This window comes from Streptomyces sp. NPDC088252 (genome assembly GCF_044740965.1).
Classification (GTDB): Bacteria; Actinomycetota; Actinomycetes; order Streptomycetales; family Streptomycetaceae; genus Streptomyces.
This window is the reverse complement of record NZ_JBIURS010000042.1, coordinates 1-23,367: the sequence shown is the minus strand read 5'-3', so window position 1 is coordinate 23,367 and position 23,367 is coordinate 1. Positions and strand designations below refer to the sequence as shown.

Below are 23,367 nucleotides of genomic sequence, written 5' to 3'. Positions count from 1 at the left end.
CAAAGCCCCGGCAGGGTGCCGGGGCCGGTGGTGTGTGAGTGGTCAGGTGGTCGCTCGTACGCGCGTGGCGACCGTGTAGGTGGCGACCGCGCGCCGCAACGCGGGGTTTCCGTAAGGGACTTCGGCCGGGCGTGCGGCGGTGGTGACGGTGTCGATCACGGCGGCCTGTCCGGGTACGTGCGTGGCGGCCAGGGCGTGCATTGCGGTGCGGGCCTGCTCGGCCAGCTCCCACATGCGCGCCCGCGTCGAAGCGAACGCCTGCACATCGACGGTGGCGGTGTCGGTCACCTCGTCATCGCCGCCGCCCACGACCCGCACCTGCACAAGCGGCAGGAACTTCTCCAGCTGGTCCGGCAGTTCGTCGGTGACCCGCACCCCGGGAAGGTGCGGACGCAGACCGGTGATGACGGCCAGCTCGGTGTCCGCCCACATCAGGTGATCTCAACTCGGGTATGTGCGGCCCGGCCGAGGATCCGGCGACGTGGTGTGCTCACCGAGCCGTGCTCGTGCGAGGCGGCATCAGCCCGGTCGGCGACCACGGCCGCGGTCGGCCGGCCTCGGGGGCGGATCTCCTCCACGACCTCGATCGAGTCGGCGAACTCCGGCCCGATTTCGGAGCGGGCAAGGCTGCGGGCGATCGGCGCGATACGGTTCGCCTCCGCCTTGAGCGATGCCCGCACCTCGGGCAGCACCATGACCTCGGGCAGGCACCGCGGGTCGAACTCGAAACGAATCCCGGACATCAGCCCGTCACCACCTTCAGGAATGCTTCGGTGTGGTCCATCAGGCCGCCGAACGAGCCGTGTTCGCCGGCCTCGCCGTCGACCTCGAAGCGCTGGCCGCGCCACTCCACGCGGGAGATCGGGGTCAGGCCCATGTGGGGTGGTCCGGCGAGACGCCACCGGGTGACGACCTGCGTGCGGTTGTCGTTCGCCTCGGTGCTGCTGACGGGTTGCATGTTGCAGTGGTCGACGTCGCGGCGCCGGTCCTCGTACACGTCCTGCCCGCGCTCGTCCTGCCCGATCAGCACCCGGTCCACCACGGTCACCGTGTCCCGCCGCAAAGGGTTGGCCAGGACCATCAGGCACCGTCCCCGCGATTGAGGCGGTGGGCTTCGACAGCGGCCTGCCACTGCGACGTGATCCCGACGGCGGCCGTCGCCGCGAAGCTGACGGACTCGGTGCCCGTGGTGATCTGCTGAATCGCCGGGTCGAGCCGGTAGATCGCCCGCGCCTGGTCGATCACGGCTTCCGACACCTCCTCGGGCACTGGGTCCTGGCCGTGGTCGTAGGAAACGGTGACCTCGGCCCAGTCCGGCCACCCCGCGCACCGGTACAACTGTCCGGAGCGGCGCTTTGCCTGGTAGTCAGTGACGGCCTGGCCATCGATGGCGACCTGGTGCAGGACCACGATCGGGGCGGCGGGAAGCTGGAGCAGCTGCCGGCCGGACCCGTCGAGGAACACGGTGTCGCCTTTGACCAGGGATACGGGGTGGCGGACCGCGCCACGAAACCGCCGGGTGGCGGCCCGTAGCGCTGCCAGCAGGCGCGGATCGTCCTCAGGTACCTGGAGCCACACCGCCAGTTCGGCGGGGTCCGCCAGATACGGCGATGCGGCCTCCACGTCAGGCCCCCGTGATGATGCCGCGGGACCGCAGCGCGGCCAGCAGCGCGTTGAGGTCAGCGACGACTCCGGCCGCGTCGGTGGCGGTGGAGTTGTTCACCGCCGTGGCCGAGCCGGTCAGCAGCCCGGTGTGAGTGTGGTTCCCGGCCGCCGCCGATGTTGCAGCGGTGCCCAGGGTGCGGATGGACGCGGTACCGGCTGCGGCGTCGGCGGTCAGACCGGCGTGGGTGTGGTCGCCGGCCGCTGCCGTGGTGGCGGCCGTGCCGAGTGCCCGCACGGTGGCCGTACCGGCGGCGCCGGCCGTCAGCCGGGAGTCGTTGCCCGCGACCGCGGTGGTTGCCGTGGCGCCGATCGTCGGGGCGAACGTCGCGGGCTTGCCGGTGATGGCGGCCCAGTCGACGGACCCGCCACCACCGCCGCTGCCGAGGCCGACCGTGCGCAGCGGTGCGACCCGGATCACGGTGCCGGGCGTGGCTCCGGCCGGGGCGGTCCCGGCGTCCAGGGCCACCGCGACGGCGTAGGGGTCACCGGCCGCCACGGGGACGGCTCGGCCCTCGGCTCCGGCCGCGACGAACACGCCCGGTGCGATCGCGGCCCCGGCTTCCACCTGCCAGGCCGCCCGGTTCCCGACCACGAACCGGATCTCTGCGGCGTCGGCCAGGTCGACGGCGTCCGTGACCCCGACCGGGATCTCTCCGGCCACGGCCAGGCGCACGACCGCCACGCCACCGACCGCGTCATCGGTGGTCAGGAACCGTCGCTTCGGCGCGGCCCCGTCCACCGTCACCATGAACGCGTCGCTCATGCTGCTGCCTCCAGGATCGTCTTGCGGTTCTTCCCGGCAGCTTCGGCGGCCAGGACCCGCGCGGTCTCGTCCTCGTCGGCCTCGGCGAGGTACGCCAGGACCGCGGGTACGTCGTGTTCCGACGGATCGAACACCTCGGCCGGGGTGCGGGGCTCGGCCTGCGCCATGCCGAGCGGTCCGGTGGGAGCCTGGCGGGCGCGTGCCCGCGCGGCGTCCTCGGGCCGGTACCGGATCCCGTCGATCGTGAGCATCTTGTGGGCGGGCATCAGCTACCAGCCCCCGACGGCTTCACCACGATCAGCCGGTTCGGCTTCCAGATGACCTGGGCCGCGCGGAGCTCGGCGCGGACGTAGACCAGGTTCCGCTGGGCGTAGTCCTTGTGCTGGTTGAACGCGAGCACGCTCAGGCCCTCGCGGTCGAGGAGGGCGACCTGGCGCCAGTCACCGAGGATCACCGTGCCGGGGGCGAGGCGCTGCGACAGCGCCCGTGCCCGGCCCCAGGACGTATTGGGGCCCTGCCCGAACGGTCCCTGGCCCATGAACCGGTCCGTGGTGTCCTGCAGGAGGTCCCACGCCTCGTCGTCCTCGGGCGACATCAGGCACGCGGTCACGTTCCCGCCGGGCAGCGTGGTGATCTTCGTGATCGCCTTCCGGATCGCCTTGACCTGCTCCATGGCGTCCGAGCCCGGGGTGTACGTGAGTTCCTGAACCCCGGTGGTGTGCAGGATGCCCTTCGGCTCCCCGTTGGTCCCGGTGCCGTTCAGGATCTTGTCCTCGATCACCCAGTCCAGCGAGTACTCCAGCTCCTGGTTCATGTAGGTGGCGAGCGCCGGGGCGTCGGACAGAAGCGAGTTGGTGACGTCGTAACCGTCCGCGTAGGTGTACGGCTTGGCGTCGGCCAGTGCCGTCTGCATGGTCGAGGTCGGCTTGACGACGGTGTCGTCCGGCAGGATCTCGTCGGGGACGATCGCCGCGTTGCGGGTGACTCCGGTGACCTGCAGGTACTCGAATGCTCCGGCCGTCTCACCGCGGCTGATCAGGTCGAGGATCGTCAGGTTGTCGCGGTCGACCTGGTCGATCATCGGCATCCGGATCGGCTCGACGTGCCCCAGGGCTACCTGGAGCGGCGCCGCAGTGGCCTTGCGACCGCCAAGCCACTCCTTCATCGAGCCGACACGGACCCGGCCGATGTCGACCGGGGACCCCTGGCCGACACCGGACGGGTTGGACTTACGGAACTCGGCGTACAGAGCAGACTTGGTGAAGCGCTCCCCGAACGTGACCGCGTCGCCGTCCTCCTGGCGGTCCTTGACCTGGATACCGGGCGGCTTCGGGGTCTTGGCGGCCTTGCCCGCCATCTCCGCAGCGGCGGCCTGGGCGGCGTCGGCCGCCTTCACCTTCGCGCCAAGGTCGTCGGCCTTCGCCTTCAGCTCGGTGATCTCAGTGATCTCGGCCTCGGTGAACTCGCGGTCCTCGGCCTTGGCCGTGTCGACGATCTCCGTCGCACGGGCCAGCGTCGCCTGGAGCTGCTCGCGCAGCGTCATGATGTCCTCCTGCTGATCATGTCGGTTGTGGTGACCCATGCGGCTACCTGGGCGGGCGACAGGCTGGTCGACTTCGCGGGCGCCTCAGAGGCGGCGGCGGTCGGCTCGGCCGGCGGCTGGCCGGTCTCCGGTACGGGGGTGTTCCGGCCCGCGGGCCGGGTGGACTTCTGGGATTCGGCGGCGGCGAGGACGTCGCCGATCGCGGCATGAGCCGAGACCAGCCGGTCATAGTGCGCCCCGGCGAGGACCCTGCCCTCCTTCACGCCGCGCGTGAGGTCGGCGGCCTTCGCGGCCAGTAGCTCCGTCTGCTGGTTCGCACCGACGAGACACGGCCCAACCTCGAAGAGGGACGAGAACCGCTTGATCTCGTAGTACTCACCCCACGGGTGCTTGGCCGTGTCGTCGGTCTCGACCCACCCGCCCTCGCCGACCTCGTACGCGAAGCTGAACTGCTTGATGCGGCGCCCCTTGAGCAGGCCGTGCACGTGCTTCGCGGTGGGGTTGGTGTCCATGTCCTCGATCTGCGCAAGCACTTCGAGGCCGTCGGCTGTCTCCGTGGCTTCCAGGACCGAGCCGATGTGGGCGAAGGGGTCGGCCCACCTGTGGGCCCAGACGACCGGGATGGGGTCGCCGCTGGCCTTCCACTCGGCGAGGACCTGGGCGAACGCGCCCGGGGCGATGACGTCGCCCATGCTGTCCTCGTTCCCGAACACGCTGACCAGGGCCCGGAACTGCCCGGCGCCGAGCCCGTCATCGGGGCCCGCGGCCTTGATCCGGGCCTTGCATTCCTTCGTGCGGGGCACGTCAGACCCCCCTCTCATAGTCGAGTCGGCAGTTACAGTTCGCGGTCTCAGCCGCACGCCCACGCATGTCACCGGGCCACCTCAGCCCGTTCGCGAACGTCTCGCCCAGGGCGACGCTGTCACCGTCCAGGCGGGCGTGCTCGGGACGAGGACTTGACCCGGTCCGCCACACCTTGCGCGTCAACCCCGAGGCGCCAGCCGCGTCGTGGCTGCCGAAGCTGCGGGCCTCGGTCGCCGAGGTGACTGCCCGGACCGCTGCGGCAGTCACCCAGGACGCCAGCCCCGCTCGGAGGTTGTCGCGCCAGTCGCCCTCGTCCGTCACCGCCGACGTCGCCGCTGCGTAGGCGGCCTGCTCGTACTCGACCGCGTGCGACTCGGCCGCTTTCGCCAGCCACGCCTCCATCACGGCCGCGTCCCACCCGTCCGCCTCCGGATTCCAGACGTCCAGCACCGACCAGGCACCGATCTGCGCCAGGCGGAAGCCGTACCCCTGGATCAGCGCGGCCAGTTGGGCCTGCCGCTCAGGCGAAGATGCGGCCCACAGGTCGTAGAAGTCCGGCGGACCGTCCGACTTCGCGTCAGCTGCGGACAGCAGCCCGTCGGCCTGGCGCTGGGCCCAGTCCGTGAGCGCCTCGGTATACGCGTCCCGCTCGACAGCGAACGTCCCCAGATCCTCCGGCCGCCCGGCCTTCACGCGGGGCGGCCCTGACCTTTTGGGAGCGACGGCGGCGGGGCGGTGTCCGTCGGCGACGCAAGACCACCGACCAGGACATTGAGCGGGGTGATCAGCTCGTCCGTACCGTCCACGCGCGGCAGGTTCTGCACCGCACGGGCCTCACTGCGAAGCATGTACGGGGCTCCGACGGCGGTCTGCAGCAGCGTCGCCTGCTCCGTGAACGAGCCCCGCAGCTTGGCCTCCACGTTCGCTTCCACGTACAGGTTCGAGCCCGGGGCCACCAGCGGCACCAGCATCGTGTTGATGACGTCCTGGAGCATCGTGATGTCCGGGCCCACCGAGTGGGTGTAGAGCATCTGCCGGAACGCGTCGATGTTGGAGAACGTCCCCTCGCGGGCGCCGACCAGCTCGGGCGGGATGTGGTACGCCGAGGCGACCTCGGCGTCCGTCAGTCGACGCCCCTCGATGTCCTGCGTCTCCATCGGCTTGAACGCGCCGACCGTGACCAGCTTCATGCCGTCTTCGAGAATCGGTGTCCCGCCGGCCGCCGAGCCGCGGCCAATGAACGCGTTGAACGCGGCGGTGAACCGGTCCTTCGCCGCCGGCGACCATGCCGGAGCATCGACGGGACGTTCAATGACGGCTGGCACCCGGGCGCCGTTCTTCCACACGGAGCGCCGCCACTCAACAGCCTCGGCCTGCTCGGCGAGGATCTGCCGCAGCGTGTCCATCGGCGACGTGCCGTCCGCACCGACCTGCGCGTACCCGTGATCAAACAGGTACGGCGCGGGCAGCGGCACGGTCTGCGCCGGGCCCTCGGAAGAGATCAGGTACAGGGCGCGCGGCTGGTCGTCGTCGTCCGACAGGATGTGAAACCTGCGGGACGGCTTCCGTCGCATCTCAAACCCGCTGGTCGTGTCGGCCGAGGGGAGGATCTGAATGCACCACCGGTCGTAGATCAGCCAGTCGACAATCACCGAGTGCCACAGCCGGGAAGGGCTCTGTCCCGGTCCTGGGCTGCTGAGTAGCTGCGCGAGTGGGTGATCCGTCACCCGGCGCCGGTCAGTGTCTGAGACCCGCTCGTACACGTGCCACGGGATCGTGGCGAGCGCGCGGGCGATGTAGTCGACCACCTTCCGCACGCTGGGCTGTGTCCGCCACACGTCAAGCGCCGATGCACTGTCGGCGTACTCCGACAGCGGGATGCCCGGGTCAACGACCCTGATCCCGTTCTGCGCCACGTAGGCGCTGAGCCCTGCCAGATCATCGAACTGGGTGGACTTGATGGGAATGAGCGCACCGGACTGGTCAATGACCTGACCGGAGGCCCCCTTACTGCGGCGCCACCACGGCATACCGCACCTCCTCTCAGATCGCTTCGAAATCGCCGTCCTCGTACGCGGACCGGCGTACAGGCGCGCGGGCCAGCACCTCGGACATCGCGTCACAGAGCGCGGAAACGCCGTCGATCTTGTCGGCGGCCGATGCTTTGTCCGGCTTCACGTTCCCGGCCGTGTCCATCGCTACGGCAAGGTTGTCGACCATCCACGTCATGACCGGGTTGCCGTCGTGCCGCAGCATCGGCCGGCCCTTTGCCCCGAGCAACAGCAGCCGCTTGACGGCCTTCAGCGCGGGCGACATCGTCTTGTAGCCCTGGCCCACCCCGACCATGGGCGCGCGTTCGCCCTCGAGGTCGTTCGTGAGAGACGTGCTGCTCCACCGGTCGAACCCGAGCGCCTTCACGTCGAAGGCATCCAGGTCCTTGCGGATGACGTCGCCGATCGCGGTGTAGTCGGTGACATTGCCCGAGGTGGTGCGTAGCCACCCTTCCTTGACCCACCGGGAGGCGGCGTCTGCTGTGCGCTTGTCCAGGGAGGCCAGGTTGTCCTCCGGAGTCCAGAACCGGAGCACCAGGTCGAGGCTGCCGTCCGTGTCGTCGGGGAGCAGCCACGCCAGCGCGTTCAGGTCGCTGACAGATCCGAGGTCCAGGCCGCCGTATGCCTCGCGGCCGCGGAGTTTCGCTTCATCGACCAGGGCCTGATTGGCACGCCAGGCGTCCAGGTCCAGGTACTTGGTGACCTGCTTGGTCCGGATGCCCAGGTGCAGGCGCTGGAACGCGGCCAGCTCTGCCGGTGACTGCTGGGCAGCCCGCGCCTTGCGGGCCAGGTACGCCCGGGTCGGGGACACGCCGAACCCCGGGTTCGCTGCCCGCCACGTCTCCTCGACGAACGGGTCGGCGTCTTTCGGCACGGCGAAAATGACGCCGTACACCGATGGGTCCTCGAGGACGCCGCGGGCCAGCTGCTCGATGCGCGTGCGCTTGCGGCTGTAGATCGTCTCTGGCTTCCCGGAGTCCGCCGTGGTGATGATGACGATCAGAGGCTGGCGCCTAGAGCCGGTACCGGACTCGATGACTTCCACCATGTCCGGGCTCTTGTGAACGTGCAGCTCATCGATCACGCCACCGTGCAGGTTCGCCCCGTGCTGGGCGTCTGCCACGCTGGCGATGACCTCGAAGTAGCTGCCGGTCTTGGGGTGGAGGATCTTCCCCTGGTACGCCTTGACGTGCCCCTTGAGTGCCGGGGCTCGCTCGGCCAGCTGCTTGATCGGCGTGAAAACGAACCCGGCCTGCGTCTTGGTGGTCGCCGCGGCGATGACCTGCGCGCCCGGTTCGCCGTCCGCGCACGTCAGGTAGATCGCGATGCCGCCCGACAGCGTGGACTTGCCGTTCTTCCTGGGAACGTCGACGTACAGCTCGGAGATGATCCGGACGTACATGTCCGCGTCTTCGTCCCAGCGCACCCACCCGAAGACGGGGGCGAGGATCCAAGCGACCTGCCACGGGTCGGGCACCAGCGGCTGCCCGGCCCACTGGCCCTGCGTGTGACGCAGCAGGCTGAATGAGCGGATGACCTTGTCGACACGCTCGGGGTCGAACCGTGCGCCAGGGACGTTCCGAGGCTCCGGAGTTTTGATCAGTGGCGGGCTGTCCGGAAGCGCGATGCCGCGCGAGACGAGGTACCAGCCGACCTCGGGCGAGAGCTTGAGCCGCTCGAGCTCGTCATCGTCCAGGAAGGCGCCAGGCACGGGCGCCGTCTCGTCCGGCTCGGCAGCCTTCCTACGCGAACGGGTTGTCGTCCTCGGGGTCATCATCGGCCCCTCTCGACAGGGCCTGCTCGGTCGACGGGGACAGGCCGAACTGGGCGGCGAAGCCGCGGAGCTCACGGCCGGCGTTGCGGGCGATCGCGACGGCCGGGTTCGGCACGGTCTTCTCGGTGGACGACCCGTCCGGCCGGTTCGTGATCTGCAGAACGGTCAGGCCGTCCAGGGTCACCGACCGGGTCGCGGTGACGAACACGGACCAGGTCTCGCAGTACGCGGCGAGCATCGCCCGATCCTCCTCCTTCAAGAGGTCCAGGCGCTGCAGCCCGGGCGTGACACGGCGCCACTCGGCCGCAGCCTCCCGCGACAGCCACGTCGGAGGCTTCGGAGCGATCCGCCGGAACGCTGGCCCCGGGGCCACCTTCCGGCCGCCGGAGTCCCGCCCCTCACCCCTACCGGTCAGCAACTTCAGCGCTGCAGGCTGCGCGGTGCGCCCCATGCCAACCCCCTGACCTGCGCAATCACTGGTGACACTGCGTCATTTCCCCAGTTTCGAGTTCACAATTCTGAGCGTGTATGTGCCGAGCTGACGGCGCCGGGGCCCCAGAAAAAGATCCTGGAAATCTGGACTCCCCTACCCGGGGGAGGGCTGGGAAAGCTGGCCTCCGGCCTTGAGGTACTGGCCTGCGGCTTCCAGGAGTTCGCCGAGGCGAACGCGGAGCTCGGTCTCATCGATGTGCTTGCCGTCCCAGGGCACGGTGAGTGTGCCGATCTGGCCCGTGACGGGCTCGTGCGGGGTGGGCACGGTGAGCAGCACAGCGGTGGTCAGTTCGGCCGTCGGCGGAGCGGTGATCGGTTTGGCCATGGGTGAGCCTCCTGGTGGTCAGTGTGGTTTGCGTCGGGCTCTGTTGGCGCGTGTGGCCTCGGCCTTGGACTTGGCTTCGTGGCACTCGGCACAGATCAAGCCGAGGTTGTCCATGTCCTCGACTGCTCCGCCTTCGAAGATCGGCGTGATGTGGTCAAGTTGCAGGGCGTGCTCGCCGTCCGGATCGTCGGCCGCCTCGGGCTGTTCGATGCCGCAGCGGTAGCAGCACCAGTTGTCGCGCTGGCCGGCCATGCGCTTGAGGGTTCGCCATCGTCCCGAGCTGATGCCGTATCGCCGGGCTTTGTCGTCCCGGCCTGCCCATGGGATGGGCTGGTGATCGGGGCAGCGACCTTTCTTCGTGGCGAACTCGGCGCACTGTGGATCGGCGCAGCGTGTGGGGGGACGGGTGGGCATGGGGGCCTCCCGGGGGAGGTGGGGATGGGGGTGCCCGGGGGTCTGGGGCTGGGGGTGCCCGGGGGGTCTGGGTATGCGGAAGGCCCCGACCGGGGACGGGGCCTTGGGTACGGCTGGGTCAGTCTGTGGGCACCTCGGCGGGATACCTGGCGTGCACGAGCATGGCGAACTTGCGGGCACCTGCTTCTCTCTTGGCCGGACATTCGAGGAGCATCGCGGACCCGTCGGCGCCTTCGATGGTGACGAACAACTTAGTGGAGTCCTTCTTCAACGCGAGCGCGAAGATCCCTGTGAGCGCGACTCTGGTTGCGGTGATGCGCTTCGCTGCTTCGCCGCGGTCGATGGTGATGGTGGCGCCAGCCACTGGTACGTCCATCTGGCCGGGCGACGTGAAACGCAGTGGGTCCTTACGGACGAGGATGCTGCCAACTGCGGATGTGGCGAGCCGGAGTTCGCGGAGCGCTTTGGAAGCGGCCTTCTCGTCGTCGGTCTTCTTGCTGCCGAACATGGGATCCCCCCAAGGGATGAGCGTGACGAAGGGGGAATGGTGTCATGCGTGTGGGGGAATCGTGAAGGCCTCGGCCTGGTGCATGCCGATGCCGACCAGACGTAGGGCGCGGGCGCGGGTGGTGGCCTCGGCGCGGGCGACGTCGGCGAGGCGGTAGAGAGCGTGGTTGTTCTCGGAGAGCCCAGCGGGCTGCAGGTGACCACGCCGCGCCCACTGCCGAATGGTGGCGGGTTTGATGCTGGCCGCGCCTGCGGTGACGAACTGGCGTGCACGGTCGGCGTGGGCGGCCGCCTCGGCGGCTGTGAGCCAGGTGGTTGCCATGGTGCCTCCCCGGACACAAAAGAACCCCTGCCGGTGAGGTCAGGGGTTCGTTGGACACACGTGTGGTGGTGTCAGAAGTGTGACGCTAAATCGTGATCATGTCCAGCAGGATCGATTCGCGGGGGTGGTGTGCCCCGTCAGGCGCTGTCCTGACGGGGCACAGGCTCCCGTGTAGCGGCGCAGCAGCCAGCAGCGCGTATGGGATGTCCTGACGGTACGGCGGGGGTGTGACAGCGGGCCTCTGCCGGAGCTGGGCGGGGGCGCAGTGCTGTGCGATGCAGGTTATGCCGCGGTGGTCAGGCGGTCCCGGGCGCTGCGGGCGTAGGTGGCGGACTGCTCGATGCCGATGAAGCGTCGGCCCTCTTTGAGGGCGGCGACGCCGGTGGTGCCGGAGCCGGTGAAGGGGTCGAGGATGGTTCCGTCGGGCGGGACGATGCGGACCAGTTGGCGCATGACGTCTTCTGGTTTCTGAGTGATGTGGGTGCGGGCGTTGCCTCGGGGCTGGCTGCCGGTGAAGTGTCCGGGGAGGTAGACGGGTTCGTTGCCCGGGATCATGGCGCCGTTGCTGCCCCAGATGATGAACTCGCAGTCCTGCTTGAGGCGTCCGGGCTGGGGTCTGGCGATGGGCTTCTGCCAGACGGCGATGCCGCGCCAGGTGTACCCGGCGGCCTGGAGGGCGTCGGTCGTGACGGGGAGCTGTCTCCAGTCGCTGAAGACGAGGGCTGCGCCGCCCGGGCGGGTCAGGCGGTAGCACTGGGCGAGGACGAGGGATAGCCAGGCGAGGTAGCTGCGCTGGTCGCGGTTGTCGCCGGTGAAGTCGCCGAGGTCGTGGCCGTGGTTGCGGCCTGCCTCGGTGAGGTACTTCTCGCGGGCGGTGCGGCTGGTGCGTTCGGTCATGGTGCGGCCGCCCGAGTTGTACGGGGGGTCGCAGATGACGGCGTCGACGGGGGTGTCGAGGGTGGGGAGGAGCGTGAGGGCGTCGCCGTGATGCAGGGTCCAATCGGGCATGTGTGTCTCCTATGCGGGTCGCGTACGCCTGGCGGCGAGCGAGTCAGTGCATATGCCATCGACAGTTACCGTACACACGTTCGAATTCGATGCTGGGGAACGCGCCGGGGCATCAGGCCGCCTTCTGGCCGGCCGCAGCCATTCGTACGGCCAGAGCAGCCAGCGCGGGCATGACGCGGGTCCGATGCTCGGTGTACTCGTCGGGGGTGAGGCGCACGGCGCAGGCCTCGCACACGATGTACCACTCGTCATCCGCGCCGACCAGCGCGAATGCCTGGCAGCCGGGGCAGGGGGCGTCTTTGACGTGGCGGCGCGGGGTCGTCCGGGTGATGCCGCGGATCCTGTGCATCAGGTCGTCGATCTGTTCGTACATGTCGGCCGCCCACGACCGGGTCGCGGCGTAGGGGAGATAGGCGGTCAGCCACGAGCACCAGGCCGGAATCCCTGCCCCACCGCGGGGCACTGCTCCGTCGCACGGCTCGATGCGCTGCGTACCGTGCCGGTCGTGACGCACGGCCGGGTACTCGCTGGCGATGTAGCGGGCCCACCCGGCCAGCAGGGCGGTAATGGGAACGCCGGCGGACTGGTCGCCGTGCGGGTCCTCGAGCGGCACGGCGTGCCCGGGCCCGAGGAGGTCCAGGACGTCCGCGCGTACGGGGAGCGGCGAGTGGGCGCGGCCGCTGCTCCCGCGTCGGGCCGGGCCGGTGTCGGGCTGCAGGCTGTCCTGCAGGAGTGGCAGGGTGCGTGGGATCTCCTGCAGCCAGGTGTGCAGCCGGTACTGGCAGGCGTCGCACAGGTAGCGGCCCTCGGGCAGATGACCGTGGCAGATCAGGCAGGTGGTGTCCATGGGCGTGCTCCGGGTGGTGCGGTGGGTCAGAGGATGGGGTGGGTGGGCAGGGGCTGCGCCTGGTCGGCCCACTCGATGCGGGCGTCGTGGTACCCACCGCGCAGCAGCTCCTCGATGGACGTGGCGGCGGTGACCAAGCCGTGCTCCGGGTCGTCCAGGACGAAGACCTGGCCGGAGGGGAAGGCGGCGCCGTCCAAGGCAGGTCCGGAGCGGGGGTGGAGGCGGAACCCTCGGGTGAACTCGGGCATCAGGTGCTCCTCGTGGGGCGTAGCCGGGTTGGCGGCGCCGGTGGTTGAGTGCGGGGGGCGTGGACTGGGCAGAGATCCGGGGTGCCGTTGACGTCCCATCCGGCGCGCTCGGCGGCCGCGTAGGCGTCGGCCTCCGTGCTGGCCCCGGTGTGCAGCTGCGCTGCGCAGGTGCCGTACTGGCCTGAGCGGTCGCAGTGGACGACGATGCCGATGCTCATCAGGAAGCCTCCTGGGCGGCACGTCGGGCACGGCGCCAACGGGTGACCGTGCGGGGCGTGACATGGGTGATGCGGGCGACCTCGGCGGCCGGCAGGCCCCGGTCGGTCAGCGCCAGGCCGAGCAGGATCCGCTCGCGGCGGGTCATGCCAGGCAGCAGCGCCCGAACCGAGGCCGCAGTCTCCACGTCGCCCAGGTCCGCGGTGGTCCACTCGTTGTGGTCGAAGTCGCCGTGGTGGCGCCAGCGTTCGCGGTGGGTCCAGCACAGCCGGCCCCGGCCGACCGGCCGGGAGCAGCGGAGAACGCGGCACCGCGCGGCCGCGGTCACAGCCGGACCTGCCAGGGCGCCGGCCGAACTCCGGAGCTCCGACGCTGCGTGCTGCTGCGCCTGGGCGGCGGTGCGGTGCAGGTGGCGTGGTGCGGCATGGCTTGCCACTCACCCGGTCGCGGCTCCGGGTGGGTCTTGGTCAGGCTCCGCACGTACAGCAGGCCGTCCACGCCGGAGGTGACGGCGAGGTTGCCCTTCTCGTCCGGGGCCGCGTCGATCGGCTGGCGCCGCCCGTTGGCGGTCGTCAAGGCCCAGCAGATCAGGGCGCGGCAGCGCTTGCAGGCGGTGATGTGGTGGCTGGCTGGCTTCATGCCGGATTCCCTTCGTGGGTGGCGAGGTGGGGCAGGACCAGGGCGTGGCCGTACAGGTAGAGGGCCCCGGCCCGCCCGTACCGGCCGATTGCCTCACGCACGGACCCAGGCGTCGCGGCCGCGCGGAGCTCCTGCAGCTGCTCGCGGGTCAGGCCCGGGCGCTGTTCCTGGACGTCGCTGGCAGGGGCTGCGGGCGGCCACGGCACCGTCGGCACCTTCACTGGCTCCACCGCCCGTAGCGGCCGGACCGGCTGCTCCTCGGACACCGGCCGCTGCTGCTGCGCCCTGGTGGCTTCCTGGAGGCGGTGCATGGCGTTGTCGTGGCAGACGGGGCAGGACTGGCCGGTGTGCCAGGTGATGCCGGACTCGCAGGCATTGAGACCGCAGCCGCGCCGCACGAGTCCGGAGCCGAGGATCCACCGGCCCACGTCGCCTCGGCGGGGCGCCTCGGTGGACGCCCAGCGGGCTGTCAGCCGGGCCGTCAGGCGCTCAGTGCCGACCCCGGCGGCCAGTTGGCGGCCGATCTCGTGGGCGATGCGGCGCAGCACGTACGTCCGGATCCCGGGCAGTTCGTGGCGTACGGGCTCGAGGACCTGCCACACCCGGGGCGAGAGCTGCAGCCCGGGACCGGTGTAACCCCGGTCCGCGGCCCCGTCGTTGTTGCTGCGCTTTTCGTCTTGACCCGCACGTCGGAACGCAGCCGGTGCCGGGTTTTCCACAGGGCGAGCGGCCTTACTACCTGTATCTCGCCTACGGCGGATCCCACCACCAACCCCCGTCCTCGTCACCGGTCGGTCAGTCCTGTGGTCTTCCCTAGACGCGAGGGATCCGTCATGGTCGTCCGGACCGGATCCGTCATGAATGTCAGGGGCGGCGGCTTCGAGCTGGACGGCCTGCAGCGGGTGGCGGTGCGCCTCGTAGGCGTGGCGGCCCTGCAGCCCTGCCCGCTGGTGCACGGTGATCCAGCCGGTGACGGCCAGCTCCTCGAGGAGCCGGGCGGCCTGCCGCTCGCCGAGGTGCTGGCCGGCCCTCTGCCCGGTGTGGTGATAGAGCATGGCGCCGAGGTCCCCGACGGCCAGCGGCACGGTGCGGGCGCCCGCGTAAGCGATCAGGGCGTACAGGCGCAGCAGGCGCGGGGACAGGGCGTCAGCGGCCCGCACGGGTATCCATATGAAGTGCTCGCCCAGGGCGGCCTGGCGGACGATGCGGTGGGCGGACTGGCCGCGGCCGCCGGGCAGGGTGCGCCGGGTCGTGACGACCTCCACCAGGCCGTCCACATCGTCCGGGGTGGTGAGGTCGCGGAGACCGCGCTCCGTCTCGGACTTGGACAGGCCGAGGTACTCGGCGATCACGGCGACCTTGGCGGTGCAGCCGTCGGCGCGCATGGCGAGCGCTGCGACCTTGACGTAGGTGCTCAGGGCCGAGTCTCGGTACTGAGCACCTACGACGATGCGCAGAGGCACACGAACGCGGAGACCACCGCCGGACCGCGGCCGTGCCTCGGCGGCCGCGCGGGGCGGCTGCGGGCACGGCGCAGCAGCAGCCGGGGCTGCTGCGTACGCGGCGGCGGTGGTCACCGGGGAATCTCCAGAGGTGGGGCAGGGGTGGGTCAGGGCGTGGGCTGGATGCTCTGCTGCGCGGTGGCCCGGGCGGCGGCGAGCTCGCTGTGCCAGGCACGGCGCGGCTCCAGGAGCACGAAGTTCACGGCGCGTTGGGCGAGGAGGCCGTAAGCGAACGCGGCATCGGCCAGGCCCAGGGCGGCGTTGCCCGCACGGAACATCTCTCCGGCCTCGTGATCGGTGACGTAGTCCCGGCCGGCCAAGTCCTCGGCGTACTCGGCGGCGCCCATGCAGTCCCGGACCGCGTTGTACGCCGCGTCCAGGGCGGGCCCCTCGGCGTAGGTGTCGAGGCCGGGGATGTGCAGGCGGTGCGGCACAGCGTCGCCGTTGTCGTCGGTGTTGAACTCGACCACGGCCGGGGTGTGGCCGTCCTGGACCGTCGCTATCGACCATGCCGCGCCGGACGCGTACAGGAGAGCCGCTTCCTCGTAGCAGCGGTGCAGTTTGGACTCGGCCTGGCGGTACAGAGTGCCGAGGTCGTAGATCGCCTTCTCGTGGGGCTCCCGGGTGCGAGTGCGGCCGTAGGCGTTGACCCGCCCTTGCAGGGCGATGCGGCCCTCGTGGATCTGTCGGCGGTCCATGCCCACCATCTGCTCGGCGACCTGGGCGGCGCGGTGGGCGGTCCGGTACTCGTGGGCCGTCTCGTAGAGGGCGTACACGCTGTCGAACAGCGACTCAGTCCAATGCTGCTGGGCGGGCTTCTCAGGCATCGGTGGGACCTTCCGTGATCGTGGCGGTGGTGGTGAGGGTGAGGGTCCGCAGGCGGGGCATGACGTGGGCGGGGATGCTGGGCTGCAGCACGGCGTCCTCGTACCGGGCGGGGCCGGTGTGCTGGACCCAGCCGCGGGTCTCGAGGGCCCGCAGCGCGACGACGACCTGACCGACCGCCAGTCCGGTGCCGGCCGCGAGGCGGTGCAGGCCCGGCTGCTCGGCCACACGGCCGGTGCGGGAGTTGCCGTACGTGGCCAGGACCAAGGCGACGAGCCGGGTGTTGGGGTTCATCCCGGACTCACGGATCGCCGCGTTGTACAGCGGACGGAAACGCTCGCCCCGGTTGAGGACGGCCGGGGCCAGGAGCTCGGCGAGCCGGGCGGCTGCCCGGCGACGGGCGGGCGCGTTCGCTGCGAGGTCGGCCGGGGACGGGCGGCGGTGCTCGGCGGTGGTGGTCATGACGACGGCTCCTGTCCTGCAGGTGGTTCGGGTGTGTCAGGGGACTGATGGATGTAGGCGCCGGGCGGCCAGCCGGGCCCCGGTACGGGTTCTGGCCGGCCTGCCCAGGCGGCGGGGGTATGGCGGTCGCATTTCCAGCCGGTCAGGTACCGGCGGGCGTACGTGAGGCCATGTGCCGGGTCGATGTCCGAGCACGGCCACGGCCTCTTACGACTGGACGACATGGCCGCAGCGGCAGCAGACGAGCCCGCGGTCCGTCACGTCGTGGCACCGCTCGAGGTGACCGCAGACAGGCGTGTGACACGGGATCCGGACGAACGTCTCCAACGGCACCTGTTCGGCGGCCGCCGAACGGCGCTGCACGAGACGGGCCGCGCGGTGGGCGGCCCGGGCGGCCAGGACGACCACGGTGTCCGCCCAGACCAGGAGACCCGCAACCGCGGCAACGCCCAGGGCGCCGAGCGCCCACTCACGCACGGGTGCTCACCTGCCGTTCGACACGGAGCTCGGCCAGTGCGATGCCGTACGTGGCGCACAGGCCGGAGCACCACACGCGGTCCGGGTCCGTGGATCCGTACACGCCGGCCCGCACCCACCCCTTCTGCAGGTCTGCCTCGTCCTGCAGGTCTGCGACGGCGCCGCACCGGGGCGACGTGCACGTGCCGGGTATCTCCGGGTGCAGGCCGGGCCGCGGCATGCCGTACGCCGTATCGCTCTCGTCCTTCTTCTTTGTGGCCCGTTTCTTCGGCGGGACATTGAATTGCGTCATGGTTCCCCTCTTGCGGGTGGGTACGGGTGGTGACGCGGTGGTCGGCCAGGCGGCGGCGAAGATGCCGACGGCCTGGCCGACGACCGGTCAGGGCGAGGGGTGGGTGGCCGTCAGGTCGGGGTTCAGCCACATGGCGGCCACGTCGAACGCCTGACCGTCGTGCAACAGGCCCCGGGCCCGGGCGTGGCGGTAGGCGCAGGCCAGCCGGTCAACCGCGAAGTTCACGACGTCCTGTGCAGTGGCCCCTCCGGTGCACCGCAACAGATCGAGGTCCTCGGCCAGCCCCGGATAGCGGTCGAGGTCGATCACCAGCAGCGACCCGGGCAGCCCTCCATCGGCCACCTGGTCGGCCACGGCGGTCGGCCGGACGGCCACCAGAGCAGCCGCATGGTCGGCCGGTTCAGCCACCGGCCGCGCCTGGTCGGCCACCGGCCCGGCCACCGGCCGCGCCTGGTCGGCCAGCAGCCGGCCGACCCTGTACCGGCTGACGCCAAGCCGCTTTGCGATCTGCCGCTGGCTCAGGCCGTCCTCGTCGGCCAGGCGGCGCGCCTCGGCCCCTTCGTCGACGGCGCTCACTCGGCAGCGCCCTCGGCGGTCGCCCGCTCCCCGGCAACCGCTGGCCGGGACCGGCGAGAGGCGCACGCATCGGTGATGCCGACGACGGCCCACAGCACGGCTACAGCTGCGGCGAGGATGAACAGCAGCTCGATGGCGGTCACTCGGCCACCTCCGCGTACTCAGTGGCCACGTCCAGCTGGGTCACGGTGTACCCGGTCGTGAACTCGTCGCCGGTCAGCGCGATGTGGATGTGCTCGGCCAGGTACTGGCGGATCTGCGCGTTGCCCAGGCCGGTCAGCTGCGCCGTGCCTTGAAAACGAGTGATCGCCTCGTACAGCAGCCCCTGCAGCTCAAGGGCGCTGCGCTCAGCAGTGAACGCCGCCCCGGCCGGAGCCAGGGTGTCCTTCTGCTGCTCGGCGGCCGTGTCCTTCTCCTCGGCGTACGCGGCCTGTTCGTCGCTGGCGTGCTCCGCGAGTACCCGACGAACCTCGCCCATGTCGCCGTGCTTCGCGACGACCTGCATCACTCCGAGGAGTCCACGCAGCATGGAGAGCTCGCCGGGGTACGTCTCGGCGTGGTGGTGAGTGGTCATGACGTCCTCCGGTCACGCTGGCCCGGCAGAGAGAAGAGGCCGGATCGGCTGGGGTGCAGCAGCCCGTACGACATGGCGATGGCGACCGCTTCGGCGGCGGTACCGGCGCCGAGGGCGCGGTACACGCGGCGGCGGTGCGTCTTCACGGTCGATTCCGTGATGCACATGCGCCGGGCTGTCGCGCGCTCGGTGTCGCCGAGCGCCATGGCGACGAGGACGCCGAGCATCTGGTTCGTGAGCTTGACCGGTGCGTCGGGCACCGGGGCCTCGAGCGCGGCCGTGACTGCGGCCTCGGTCAGCGCGTCAACGTCCGGCACACTGATCTCGATGTCGCGTTCCTCGGCGACGGCCAGGAGCCGCGCACGGATCACGGCCTGCAGGGGGTGCGTCATGACGGCCCCTCACCGGTCGAAGCGGCCGATGCGGCGATCCACTTCGCGGCCGCGGCCACCGTCTTGAACCCCTCCTGCACCCGGTTCCACCGGATGCGGCCGAGGCCGTGGCCGTAGGGGCCGTGGGGGTCGGGCAACGCGGACGCCGTCCAGATCACACCGCCGCGCTTGCCGTGCCACTGGGTGATCTGACCGACCACCGCACCCTGAGTGACCCGGTCGACGCGGGTGGCGGTGACGAGGAAGTCGTGCGGCTCGTCGCTGCCGGCGCGGCCCACAGTCAGGTAGGGCTCCCCCGCCCACAGGAACAGGCCGGCCACCTTCCGGGGCGCCAGGCCGTAGCCGAGCTGCGTGGTGCTGGTGATGCTGTGGCCTGTGTCCGTGGTGTGCTCACCGGTGACGAGCTCGGCCACCCCGCAGGAGCGGCACACGATCCTCACCGTGACCCGCGTGAACGAGTTGGCGTGGTCGCAGCACTCCTCCGGGCACGAGTGGGCCAGCCGAGGCTCGCTGTGCCCGTGGTAGCGGTAGGCGCCGTCCTCCCGGCGGACGTCGATGTCCCACACCGGGCGCTTGCAGCCCGTCCGGTGGAGCGGCTGCTCCCACCCCAGGTAGGTGCTCTGCACAGTGGTCATGCCAGGTCACCCGCCTCGGCGGACGGCACGAACGCCCAGGCGATCACGGGGATGTTGTCGACGAGCGCGGTGGCCTGGTACCGGATCCCGCCGCTGGCCGACGGGCCGGAGTCCAGCTCGGCCCCGAACTCGGCCGCGAACGCCTTCACCGACTTCAGCTCCAGGTAGTGGAGCTGGCCGATGTAGCCGCCGTCCCGTTTGTCCTGCGTAACGGAGAACGGCGCGGCGGAAATACGTCCGGAGGCCTGCCACGTCGCGTTGGTCGCCAACTGCAGCGCGGTGCGCCAGGTCGGCGTCTCGGCCTGCTGGCCGAGCTCAGTAGTCTGGGTCACGGTGACCTCGATTTCTGTCAGTAGTTGAGGTGTGCCGAGGGGCTGTCACGGACCGGGCGTGGTCCGGGCGGCCCCGCTTGCTGTGGTCAGGAGTTGGCGACGCGTCGCGGGAGCTTCGCGACCAGTTGGAGTGGGGCGGCGGTGCCGTTCGATCGGCTGCGCCGGGGGATGGTGGTTGCGGCCTGGTCGACCGCTGGCATGGTGTGGAGCTGCACGAGCTGGGCGTACTGCTCGTCGGTGAACCGCCATGCGCCCCCGACTTTCACCGCGTCGACGCGGCTTTTCCGGGCCTGTTCTTTGACCCACCAGGTCGAAACCTGGAGCGAGTCAGCTACGGCCTTGGGCGTGTGCAGGGTCGGCAGTGAGCTCATCGGACGGCCCGCCCGGGCTCCCCCTGCTCCAGGGCCCTGAGGTACTCATCGACGGCTTCAATGCGCGCAGCCACTCGGCCGGCGAGCATGAACGTCCTGGGCCCTCGCTGCTTCATGCGCCATTTCCGGACAGTTCCCGGGGTGATGCCGAGGCGTGAGGCGATTCCAGGTCCGGACGGGCTGTCTGCGATATAGATCAGACCGGCTGGCGGGCACGGGCGTGTTCGCACGGCTCCTCCACGTGATTTGTCAGGATGGCATGGCGCACATCTGAATCCGATTCGTTCGTTTCCGGAGACGCAGGAGGCGCGAAAAGGACGAGCACGGCGACGCCGAGCGCCTCCGACAGCGCATGAGCGGTGGCCATCTCGCAGGCGGTTGCGCGCCCGCTGACCAGGTGCCCCACGGTCGACGGGGCTACACCGGCAGCCTCTGCCAGCGCGCGGACGCTGTACGGGGCGCCTCGACCAGGGTGTTCCATGATCCAGCGGAGCACCTGCAGGCTCCGGAGGCGATAGCGGACTCTCACGGCGTCTTCCAATCCGAACGACCTAGCTACGTTCGGGAACAGTGAAGCACAGGCATATTCGATTCGTCTACGAATCCGAACGGCCGGTTGTGGGGTTTCCGTGAAACTTGGCGCGGCGGTACCGTGGGCTGTAGACGATTCGTCTGCGGATTGGAATGGTTGTACGCCGTGACCAGCCAGTTTCCGAAGAAGCGGCGGTTAAACGTGAGACGCAGGACGCCGAGAGGCGGAGAGAGGCAGCCATGGCAGCGGAGCCAACGCGGCGGCGCGACGAGACCGAGATCCCTGCACGGCTAGCACGAGAGATGGACGCCGACGACCTGAGCCAGTTGGTACGAGACATCAACGACGAAGGGGTTTCGTACCAGGACATGGCCGACCGGTCAGCCGCAGCGGGCCACCCGGTCTCGAAGCCGTACTTCCAGAAGATCGCGACCAACTCTGTCACTACAGCCCCGAACCCGGAGCGCCTAGCTGGAATCGCGGCAGGTCTGCAGCGGCCGCTGCAGCTGGTGAAGCGCGCAGCTGCCCGCCAGTTCCTGAACTACGAGGCGCGGGAACTGTCCGGTTTCAGCGACGAGGTACGGATCATCGTTTCGCACCTGGCCGGGATGAACGACGACGATGCGCGCAGGTGGCGGGCCATGATCGAAGCGGATGAGCGCGCGCGCCACCAGGAATGACTTTGCATTCCCTATACACGATCACGCCCAGTGTCTGTATCGTTACCGAACGCGTGTACGAATAGTGCGCGTGGCATTTGCGTCAACGCGAGGACAGGCGAGGCAGTGATCAGCTTCAGGCTTGCAGAAAGTGATATCCCGGGACCGGCCTTCATCAAGGTCCATCGGGGCGGCATGACGTACGTGCTCAACCGGGGGCTGTTCCTGCCCGAGCAGGCGACGGCTCTCACCACAGCAAGCACGGCGGCGCTCGAATCGGTCGCGATGTTCCAGATGTGGAACGGCGAGATAGTCGAGCTCGGTCCCCACATCGAGGAGCCGTCGGCGCTGCGCGGGGTAAGACAGCGCTAAGGGTCCACCTGGCGCTGCGGGGGCGCCAAGGAGGGCGATGTGGGGTACGCAGAGAATCGCGGCACGTACTACCGCGGGCGGTACAAGCTCGAGGACGGGACGTACGGCACCGTCAAGGACAGCCAGGGCCGGACCATCCGTTTTCAGAAGAAGCGGGACGCCAAGCAGGCCGCTGACGCCGCCGAGGTGGAGGTACGGGCCGGCACACACGTCGACCCGACCGCCATCCCCACGTTCGCCGAGTACGTCAACAAGCAGTGGTGGCCCGCGCAGGACCTGGCCGCGTCCACCATGCAGAACTACCCCAGCCACATTCAGGGGCACCTGCTGCCGTACTTCGGTGCCTCGCTGATCACGTCCATCACCCGGACTGACGTCGAGGCATGGGAGAAGTCGCAGCGCACGCTGTATGCCGCGTCCAGCGTGACCACGTATCGCAGCGTCCTGCATCTGATCCTGCAGGACGCTGTCGAGGACGTGCCCGCCATGCTGGTCAATCCGGCAGCGCGCCGTCGTGGGCGGGGGAAGCGCGCGGGAAGGTCGAAGAACCGCGGGCCCGAGAAGGTCGTGACCACACCCATGGGGGCCCTTTTGGTTGCCGAGCGGGCAGCAATCCTGTCCGGCCGAGACGACGAGTTCATAGAGACCATCAGCACCGCGTACACCGGTATGCGGTGGGGCGAAACCGTCGGCCTGGACCGCGACCACGTCAAAAAACAGAGCATCCAGATCGAGTGGCAGCTGTACGAGCTCAATGATGGGACGTTCGTCAAGTGCCCACCTAAGGACGACAGTTACCGAGAGATCGACACTCCCGAGTTCCTGTCTGCCCTCCTCTCTGAACAGAAGCGCCGGCAGGTAGCGACCTGCCCCTGCCACCGCCTGCAAACGATCTTCCGCGCCGCTTCCCTACGCCAAGAGCTACGGGTGCCCCGAGCCCGGATCGCGGAACTCGCCGGTGTCTCCCCGGCCACCGTGTCCCGCGTCCGGAATCGGCCGGACACCGTTACCCAGCTCACAGCGGAACGCGTACTGGCGGCCATGGCGCAGCTGGGGGTGATCGAGCAGGCCGGCGCCGAGGACCTGGTGCCGCACTGGGGGCGGGACGACCACCGATCCCAGGTGATTGAACCCGCCTCGTCAGGCTGGTACCCGAAGCGAGGATCTGCTGACCCTGCCCGCCCTGTGTGCGTGGTGGCAGGAGAGCACTGGCCCGGGACGGTCATCCGCGGCCGATGGTCGGCCACACAGGCTGACGCATGTTGGGCGCCGGTGGCCCCCGGGCTCACCAACCACGGGCTGCGGCACTGCCACTCAACATGGTTGGAGGACCTCGGCACTCCGTCGGTGCTCATCGATGAGCGGATGGGGCACATCGACGGATCGGTCTCGGCCCGCTACAAGCACGTCACCGACGGCATGCGCGACCGGATGCTGGCCGGGCTGACGGGGCTGTGGGTAGAGTCCTTGACCGCGCGTGCGGCGCTGTCTCCCAGCTCCCCTGTTGGGGTGCTCAACCGCCTTCTGCAGGAGCACGCCGGGCACTTGCTCTCCCAGAATTCTCCCCAGCGAGTGATCTCCCAGGCCATTCGCAGCATGGATAGCGCACCTGACCTGCACGTTTCCAAGTGGGTCGCATAGTTCCCGACTTACTACTTCATGAAGTCCCCGCCGGTCCAGTACTTCGACGACGAGGCCCGCGAGAACGTCGAGAAGTTCATCAGGGGCGACGTCGAGCGCTAAGAGTC

The 23,367-nt window shown here is 69.8% G+C and carries 37 protein-coding genes; 3 read left to right on the top strand and 34 right to left on the bottom strand.

The window, feature by feature from the left end; all coding sequences use genetic code 11:
• Nucleotides 1-42: 42 nt before the first annotated feature.
• The 34 genes from ACIOHC_RS41285 to ACIOHC_RS41120 all read right to left on the bottom strand — a co-directional run bounded on the left by ACIOHC_RS41285 (nucleotide 43) and on the right by ACIOHC_RS41120 (nucleotide 20,056).
• Nucleotides 43-432, bottom strand: a complete 390-nt coding sequence (locus ACIOHC_RS41285) for a hypothetical protein (RefSeq protein ID WP_365693627.1) — start codon at nucleotides 430-432, stop codon at nucleotides 43-45.
• Nucleotides 432-743 carry a hypothetical protein gene (locus ACIOHC_RS41280; RefSeq protein ID WP_365693628.1) on the bottom strand — a complete coding sequence of 104 codons (312 nt, stop codon included), beginning with the start codon at nucleotides 741-743 and terminating at the stop codon, nucleotides 432-434. The genes ACIOHC_RS41285 and ACIOHC_RS41280 overlap by 1 nt, the downstream gene beginning before the upstream one ends.
• A complete protein-coding gene (locus tag ACIOHC_RS41275) occupies nucleotides 743-1,081 on the bottom strand; it encodes a hypothetical protein (RefSeq protein WP_365693629.1) in 339 nt (112 codons plus the stop codon). Before ACIOHC_RS41275 ends, ACIOHC_RS41280 begins: the two co-directional genes overlap by 1 nt.
• The gene (locus ACIOHC_RS41270; RefSeq protein WP_365693630.1) at nucleotides 1,081-1,623 is read right to left on the bottom strand and encodes a mobile element protein; all 543 of its coding nucleotides are present in this window, start codon (nucleotides 1,621-1,623) and stop codon (nucleotides 1,081-1,083) included. Before ACIOHC_RS41270 ends, ACIOHC_RS41275 begins: the two co-directional genes overlap by 1 nt.
• Nucleotide 1,624: 1 nt before the next feature.
• Nucleotides 1,625-2,428, bottom strand: coding sequence for a hypothetical protein (locus ACIOHC_RS41265; protein ID WP_365693631.1), 804 nt, complete (start codon nucleotides 2,426-2,428; stop codon nucleotides 1,625-1,627).
• Nucleotides 2,425-2,694 (bottom strand): hypothetical protein, encoded by a 270-nt coding sequence (locus ACIOHC_RS41260; RefSeq protein ID WP_365693632.1) that lies wholly within the window; start codon nucleotides 2,692-2,694, stop codon nucleotides 2,425-2,427. Before ACIOHC_RS41260 ends, ACIOHC_RS41265 begins: the two co-directional genes overlap by 4 nt.
• On the bottom strand, nucleotides 2,694-3,971 hold the full coding sequence (locus tag ACIOHC_RS41255) for a phage major capsid protein (RefSeq protein ID WP_365693634.1): 1,278 nt from the start codon (nucleotides 3,969-3,971) through the stop codon (nucleotides 2,694-2,696). Before ACIOHC_RS41255 ends, ACIOHC_RS41260 begins: the two co-directional genes overlap by 1 nt.
• Nucleotides 3,968-4,774, bottom strand: a complete 807-nt coding sequence (locus ACIOHC_RS41250) for an HK97 family phage prohead protease (protein WP_365693636.1) — start codon at nucleotides 4,772-4,774, stop codon at nucleotides 3,968-3,970. Before ACIOHC_RS41250 ends, ACIOHC_RS41255 begins: the two co-directional genes overlap by 4 nt.
• Before the next feature lies 1 nt (nucleotide 4,775).
• The gene (locus ACIOHC_RS41245) at nucleotides 4,776-5,468 is read right to left on the bottom strand and encodes a hypothetical protein (protein WP_365693638.1); all 693 of its coding nucleotides are present in this window, start codon (nucleotides 5,466-5,468) and stop codon (nucleotides 4,776-4,778) included.
• Entirely contained in the window at nucleotides 5,465-6,805 is a 1,341-nt protein-coding gene (locus ACIOHC_RS41240) for a phage portal protein (RefSeq protein WP_365693640.1), read from the bottom strand. The genes ACIOHC_RS41245 and ACIOHC_RS41240 overlap by 4 nt, the downstream gene beginning before the upstream one ends.
• Nucleotides 6,806-6,818: 13 nt before the next feature.
• Complete coding sequence (locus ACIOHC_RS41235) at nucleotides 6,819-8,537, bottom strand: terminase TerL endonuclease subunit (protein ID WP_365693642.1); 1,719 nt, start codon at nucleotides 8,535-8,537, stop codon at nucleotides 6,819-6,821.
• A 31-nt stretch (nucleotides 8,538-8,568) separates the two neighbouring features.
• Nucleotides 8,569-9,051, bottom strand: coding sequence for a phage terminase small subunit P27 family (locus ACIOHC_RS41230; protein WP_365693644.1), 483 nt, complete (start codon nucleotides 9,049-9,051; stop codon nucleotides 8,569-8,571).
• A 135-nt stretch (nucleotides 9,052-9,186) separates the two neighbouring features.
• Nucleotides 9,187-9,417 carry a hypothetical protein gene (locus ACIOHC_RS41225; protein WP_365693646.1) on the bottom strand — a complete coding sequence of 77 codons (231 nt, stop codon included), beginning with the start codon at nucleotides 9,415-9,417 and terminating at the stop codon, nucleotides 9,187-9,189.
• 18 nt (nucleotides 9,418-9,435) lie between these two features.
• Nucleotides 9,436-9,669 carry an HNH endonuclease gene (locus tag ACIOHC_RS41220; protein WP_365693648.1) on the bottom strand — a complete coding sequence of 78 codons (234 nt, stop codon included), beginning with the start codon at nucleotides 9,667-9,669 and terminating at the stop codon, nucleotides 9,436-9,438.
• A gap of 280 nt (nucleotides 9,670-9,949) precedes the next feature.
• Entirely contained in the window at nucleotides 9,950-10,339 is a 390-nt protein-coding gene (locus ACIOHC_RS41215; protein WP_365693650.1) for a hypothetical protein, read from the bottom strand.
• Between the two features lie 42 nt (nucleotides 10,340-10,381).
• Nucleotides 10,382-10,660 (bottom strand): MerR family transcriptional regulator, encoded by a 279-nt coding sequence (locus ACIOHC_RS41210; protein ID WP_365693651.1) that lies wholly within the window; start codon nucleotides 10,658-10,660, stop codon nucleotides 10,382-10,384.
• 282 nt (nucleotides 10,661-10,942) lie between these two features.
• Nucleotides 10,943-11,668: a site-specific DNA-methyltransferase gene (locus tag ACIOHC_RS41205; protein WP_365693653.1), complete on the bottom strand. Its 726-nt coding sequence runs from the start codon at nucleotides 11,666-11,668 to the stop codon at nucleotides 10,943-10,945.
• A 112-nt stretch (nucleotides 11,669-11,780) separates the two neighbouring features.
• Nucleotides 11,781-12,515 (bottom strand): hypothetical protein, encoded by a 735-nt coding sequence (locus ACIOHC_RS41200; protein ID WP_365693655.1) that lies wholly within the window; start codon nucleotides 12,513-12,515, stop codon nucleotides 11,781-11,783.
• Nucleotides 12,516-12,541: 26 nt separating this feature from the next.
• On the bottom strand, nucleotides 12,542-12,763 hold the full coding sequence (locus tag ACIOHC_RS41195) for a hypothetical protein (protein ID WP_365693657.1): 222 nt from the start codon (nucleotides 12,761-12,763) through the stop codon (nucleotides 12,542-12,544).
• Complete coding sequence (locus ACIOHC_RS41190; protein WP_365693659.1) at nucleotides 12,763-12,981, bottom strand: hypothetical protein; 219 nt, start codon at nucleotides 12,979-12,981, stop codon at nucleotides 12,763-12,765. The genes ACIOHC_RS41195 and ACIOHC_RS41190 overlap by 1 nt, the downstream gene beginning before the upstream one ends.
• Nucleotides 12,981-13,307 (bottom strand): helix-turn-helix domain-containing protein, encoded by a 327-nt coding sequence (locus tag ACIOHC_RS41185; protein ID WP_365693660.1) that lies wholly within the window; start codon nucleotides 13,305-13,307, stop codon nucleotides 12,981-12,983. The genes ACIOHC_RS41190 and ACIOHC_RS41185 overlap by 1 nt, the downstream gene beginning before the upstream one ends.
• Entirely contained in the window at nucleotides 13,304-13,618 is a 315-nt protein-coding gene (locus tag ACIOHC_RS41180) for a hypothetical protein (RefSeq protein ID WP_365693661.1), read from the bottom strand. The genes ACIOHC_RS41185 and ACIOHC_RS41180 overlap by 4 nt, the downstream gene beginning before the upstream one ends.
• Nucleotides 13,615-15,195 carry a hypothetical protein gene (locus ACIOHC_RS41175; protein WP_365693662.1) on the bottom strand — a complete coding sequence of 527 codons (1,581 nt, stop codon included), beginning with the start codon at nucleotides 15,193-15,195 and terminating at the stop codon, nucleotides 13,615-13,617. The genes ACIOHC_RS41180 and ACIOHC_RS41175 overlap by 4 nt, the downstream gene beginning before the upstream one ends.
• A 32-nt stretch (nucleotides 15,196-15,227) precedes the next feature.
• A complete protein-coding gene (locus tag ACIOHC_RS41170; protein ID WP_365693663.1) occupies nucleotides 15,228-15,947 on the bottom strand; it encodes a hypothetical protein in 720 nt (239 codons plus the stop codon).
• Complete coding sequence (locus ACIOHC_RS41165) at nucleotides 15,940-16,407, bottom strand: hypothetical protein (RefSeq protein ID WP_365693664.1); 468 nt, start codon at nucleotides 16,405-16,407, stop codon at nucleotides 15,940-15,942. The genes ACIOHC_RS41170 and ACIOHC_RS41165 overlap by 8 nt, the downstream gene beginning before the upstream one ends.
• A 207-nt stretch (nucleotides 16,408-16,614) precedes the next feature.
• Complete coding sequence (locus tag ACIOHC_RS41160) at nucleotides 16,615-16,884, bottom strand: hypothetical protein (RefSeq protein WP_365693665.1); 270 nt, start codon at nucleotides 16,882-16,884, stop codon at nucleotides 16,615-16,617.
• Complete coding sequence (locus ACIOHC_RS41155; RefSeq protein WP_365693666.1) at nucleotides 16,877-17,176, bottom strand: hypothetical protein; 300 nt, start codon at nucleotides 17,174-17,176, stop codon at nucleotides 16,877-16,879. Before ACIOHC_RS41155 ends, ACIOHC_RS41160 begins: the two co-directional genes overlap by 8 nt.
• 87 nt (nucleotides 17,177-17,263) lie before the next feature.
• Nucleotides 17,264-17,752 carry a hypothetical protein gene (locus tag ACIOHC_RS41150; RefSeq protein ID WP_365693667.1) on the bottom strand — a complete coding sequence of 163 codons (489 nt, stop codon included), beginning with the start codon at nucleotides 17,750-17,752 and terminating at the stop codon, nucleotides 17,264-17,266.
• Entirely contained in the window at nucleotides 17,749-17,895 is a 147-nt protein-coding gene (locus tag ACIOHC_RS41145; protein ID WP_365693668.1) for a hypothetical protein, read from the bottom strand. The genes ACIOHC_RS41150 and ACIOHC_RS41145 overlap by 4 nt, the downstream gene beginning before the upstream one ends.
• Complete coding sequence (locus tag ACIOHC_RS41140; protein WP_365693669.1) at nucleotides 17,892-18,326, bottom strand: hypothetical protein; 435 nt, start codon at nucleotides 18,324-18,326, stop codon at nucleotides 17,892-17,894. The genes ACIOHC_RS41145 and ACIOHC_RS41140 overlap by 4 nt, the downstream gene beginning before the upstream one ends.
• Nucleotides 18,323-18,718 carry a LuxR C-terminal-related transcriptional regulator gene (locus tag ACIOHC_RS41135; RefSeq protein WP_365689423.1) on the bottom strand — a complete coding sequence of 132 codons (396 nt, stop codon included), beginning with the start codon at nucleotides 18,716-18,718 and terminating at the stop codon, nucleotides 18,323-18,325. Before ACIOHC_RS41135 ends, ACIOHC_RS41140 begins: the two co-directional genes overlap by 4 nt.
• Nucleotides 18,715-19,353, bottom strand: a complete 639-nt coding sequence (locus ACIOHC_RS41130) for a hypothetical protein (protein WP_365689424.1) — start codon at nucleotides 19,351-19,353, stop codon at nucleotides 18,715-18,717. Before ACIOHC_RS41130 ends, ACIOHC_RS41135 begins: the two co-directional genes overlap by 4 nt.
• The gene (locus tag ACIOHC_RS41125) at nucleotides 19,350-19,685 is read right to left on the bottom strand and encodes a hypothetical protein (protein WP_365689425.1); all 336 of its coding nucleotides are present in this window, start codon (nucleotides 19,683-19,685) and stop codon (nucleotides 19,350-19,352) included. The genes ACIOHC_RS41130 and ACIOHC_RS41125 overlap by 4 nt, the downstream gene beginning before the upstream one ends.
• Nucleotides 19,686-19,771: 86 nt before the next feature.
• Nucleotides 19,772-20,056: a DNA-binding protein gene (locus ACIOHC_RS41120; RefSeq protein ID WP_365689426.1), complete on the bottom strand. Its 285-nt coding sequence runs from the start codon at nucleotides 20,054-20,056 to the stop codon at nucleotides 19,772-19,774.
• 771 nt (nucleotides 20,057-20,827) lie between these two features.
• Here ACIOHC_RS41120 and ACIOHC_RS41115 point away from each other — a divergent pair.
• The 3 genes from ACIOHC_RS41115 to ACIOHC_RS41105 all read left to right on the top strand — a co-directional run bounded on the left by ACIOHC_RS41115 (nucleotide 20,828) and on the right by ACIOHC_RS41105 (nucleotide 23,260).
• Nucleotides 20,828-21,268 (top strand): hypothetical protein, encoded by a 441-nt coding sequence (locus ACIOHC_RS41115; RefSeq protein ID WP_365689427.1) that lies wholly within the window; start codon nucleotides 20,828-20,830, stop codon nucleotides 21,266-21,268.
• Between the two features lie 174 nt (nucleotides 21,269-21,442).
• Nucleotides 21,443-21,619 (top strand): hypothetical protein, encoded by a 177-nt coding sequence (locus tag ACIOHC_RS41110; protein ID WP_365689428.1) that lies wholly within the window; start codon nucleotides 21,443-21,445, stop codon nucleotides 21,617-21,619.
• Between the two features lie 39 nt (nucleotides 21,620-21,658).
• Nucleotides 21,659-23,260, top strand: coding sequence for a LacI family DNA-binding transcriptional regulator (locus tag ACIOHC_RS41105; protein ID WP_365689429.1), 1,602 nt, complete (start codon nucleotides 21,659-21,661; stop codon nucleotides 23,258-23,260).
• Nucleotides 23,261-23,367 lie beyond the last annotated feature (107 nt).

Excerpts from the sequence above, each read along its gene's own strand:
- ACIOHC_RS41285 (WP_365693627.1), bottom strand. The coding sequence starts at position 432 with ATGTGGGCGGACACCGAGCTGGCCGTCATCACCGGTCTGCGTCCGCAC.
- ACIOHC_RS41280 (WP_365693628.1), bottom strand. The coding sequence starts at position 743 with ATGTCCGGGATTCGTTTCGAGTTCGACCCGCGGTGCCTGCCCGAGGTC.
- ACIOHC_RS41275 (WP_365693629.1), bottom strand. The coding sequence starts at position 1,081 with ATGGTCCTGGCCAACCCTTTGCGGCGGGACACGGTGACCGTGGTGGAC.
- ACIOHC_RS41265 (WP_365693631.1), bottom strand. The coding sequence starts at position 2,428 with ATGAGCGACGCGTTCATGGTGACGGTGGACGGGGCCGCGCCGAAGCGA.
- ACIOHC_RS41260 (WP_365693632.1), bottom strand. The coding sequence starts at position 2,694 with ATGCCCGCCCACAAGATGCTCACGATCGACGGGATCCGGTACCGGCCC.
- ACIOHC_RS41255 (WP_365693634.1), bottom strand. The coding sequence starts at position 3,971 with ATGACGCTGCGCGAGCAGCTCCAGGCGACGCTGGCCCGTGCGACGGAG.
- ACIOHC_RS41240 (WP_365693640.1), bottom strand. The coding sequence starts at position 6,805 with ATGCCGTGGTGGCGCCGCAGTAAGGGGGCCTCCGGTCAGGTCATTGAC.
- ACIOHC_RS41230 (WP_365693644.1), bottom strand. The coding sequence starts at position 9,051 with ATGGGGCGCACCGCGCAGCCTGCAGCGCTGAAGTTGCTGACCGGTAGG.
- ACIOHC_RS41225 (WP_365693646.1), bottom strand. The coding sequence starts at position 9,417 with ATGGCCAAACCGATCACCGCTCCGCCGACGGCCGAACTGACCACCGCT.
- ACIOHC_RS41220 (WP_365693648.1), bottom strand. The coding sequence starts at position 9,669 with ATGGCCGGCCAGCGCGACAACTGGTGCTGCTACCGCTGCGGCATCGAA.
- ACIOHC_RS41215 (WP_365693650.1), bottom strand. The coding sequence starts at position 10,339 with ATGTTCGGCAGCAAGAAGACCGACGACGAGAAGGCCGCTTCCAAAGCG.
- ACIOHC_RS41210 (WP_365693651.1), bottom strand. The coding sequence starts at position 10,660 with ATGGCAACCACCTGGCTCACAGCCGCCGAGGCGGCCGCCCACGCCGAC.
- ACIOHC_RS41205 (WP_365693653.1), bottom strand. The coding sequence starts at position 11,668 with ATGCCCGATTGGACCCTGCATCACGGCGACGCCCTCACGCTCCTCCCC.
- ACIOHC_RS41200 (WP_365693655.1), bottom strand. The coding sequence starts at position 12,515 with ATGGACACCACCTGCCTGATCTGCCACGGTCATCTGCCCGAGGGCCGC.
- ACIOHC_RS41195 (WP_365693657.1), bottom strand. The coding sequence starts at position 12,763 with ATGCCCGAGTTCACCCGAGGGTTCCGCCTCCACCCCCGCTCCGGACCT.
- ACIOHC_RS41190 (WP_365693659.1), bottom strand. The coding sequence starts at position 12,981 with ATGAGCATCGGCATCGTCGTCCACTGCGACCGCTCAGGCCAGTACGGC.
- ACIOHC_RS41180 (WP_365693661.1), bottom strand. The coding sequence starts at position 13,618 with ATGAAGCCAGCCAGCCACCACATCACCGCCTGCAAGCGCTGCCGCGCC.
- ACIOHC_RS41170 (WP_365693663.1), bottom strand. The coding sequence starts at position 15,947 with ATGCCTGAGAAGCCCGCCCAGCAGCATTGGACTGAGTCGCTGTTCGAC.
- ACIOHC_RS41165 (WP_365693664.1), bottom strand. The coding sequence starts at position 16,407 with ATGACCACCACCGCCGAGCACCGCCGCCCGTCCCCGGCCGACCTCGCA.
- ACIOHC_RS41155 (WP_365693666.1), bottom strand. The coding sequence starts at position 17,176 with ATGACGCAATTCAATGTCCCGCCGAAGAAACGGGCCACAAAGAAGAAG.
- ACIOHC_RS41140 (WP_365693669.1), bottom strand. The coding sequence starts at position 18,326 with ATGACCACTCACCACCACGCCGAGACGTACCCCGGCGAGCTCTCCATG.
- ACIOHC_RS41135 (WP_365689423.1), bottom strand. The coding sequence starts at position 18,718 with ATGACGCACCCCCTGCAGGCCGTGATCCGTGCGCGGCTCCTGGCCGTC.
- ACIOHC_RS41130 (WP_365689424.1), bottom strand. The coding sequence starts at position 19,353 with ATGACCACTGTGCAGAGCACCTACCTGGGGTGGGAGCAGCCGCTCCAC.
- ACIOHC_RS41120 (WP_365689426.1), bottom strand. The coding sequence starts at position 20,056 with ATGAGCTCACTGCCGACCCTGCACACGCCCAAGGCCGTAGCTGACTCG.
- ACIOHC_RS41115 (WP_365689427.1), top strand. The coding sequence starts at position 20,828 with ATGGCAGCGGAGCCAACGCGGCGGCGCGACGAGACCGAGATCCCTGCA.
- ACIOHC_RS41110 (WP_365689428.1), top strand. The coding sequence starts at position 21,443 with ATGACGTACGTGCTCAACCGGGGGCTGTTCCTGCCCGAGCAGGCGACG.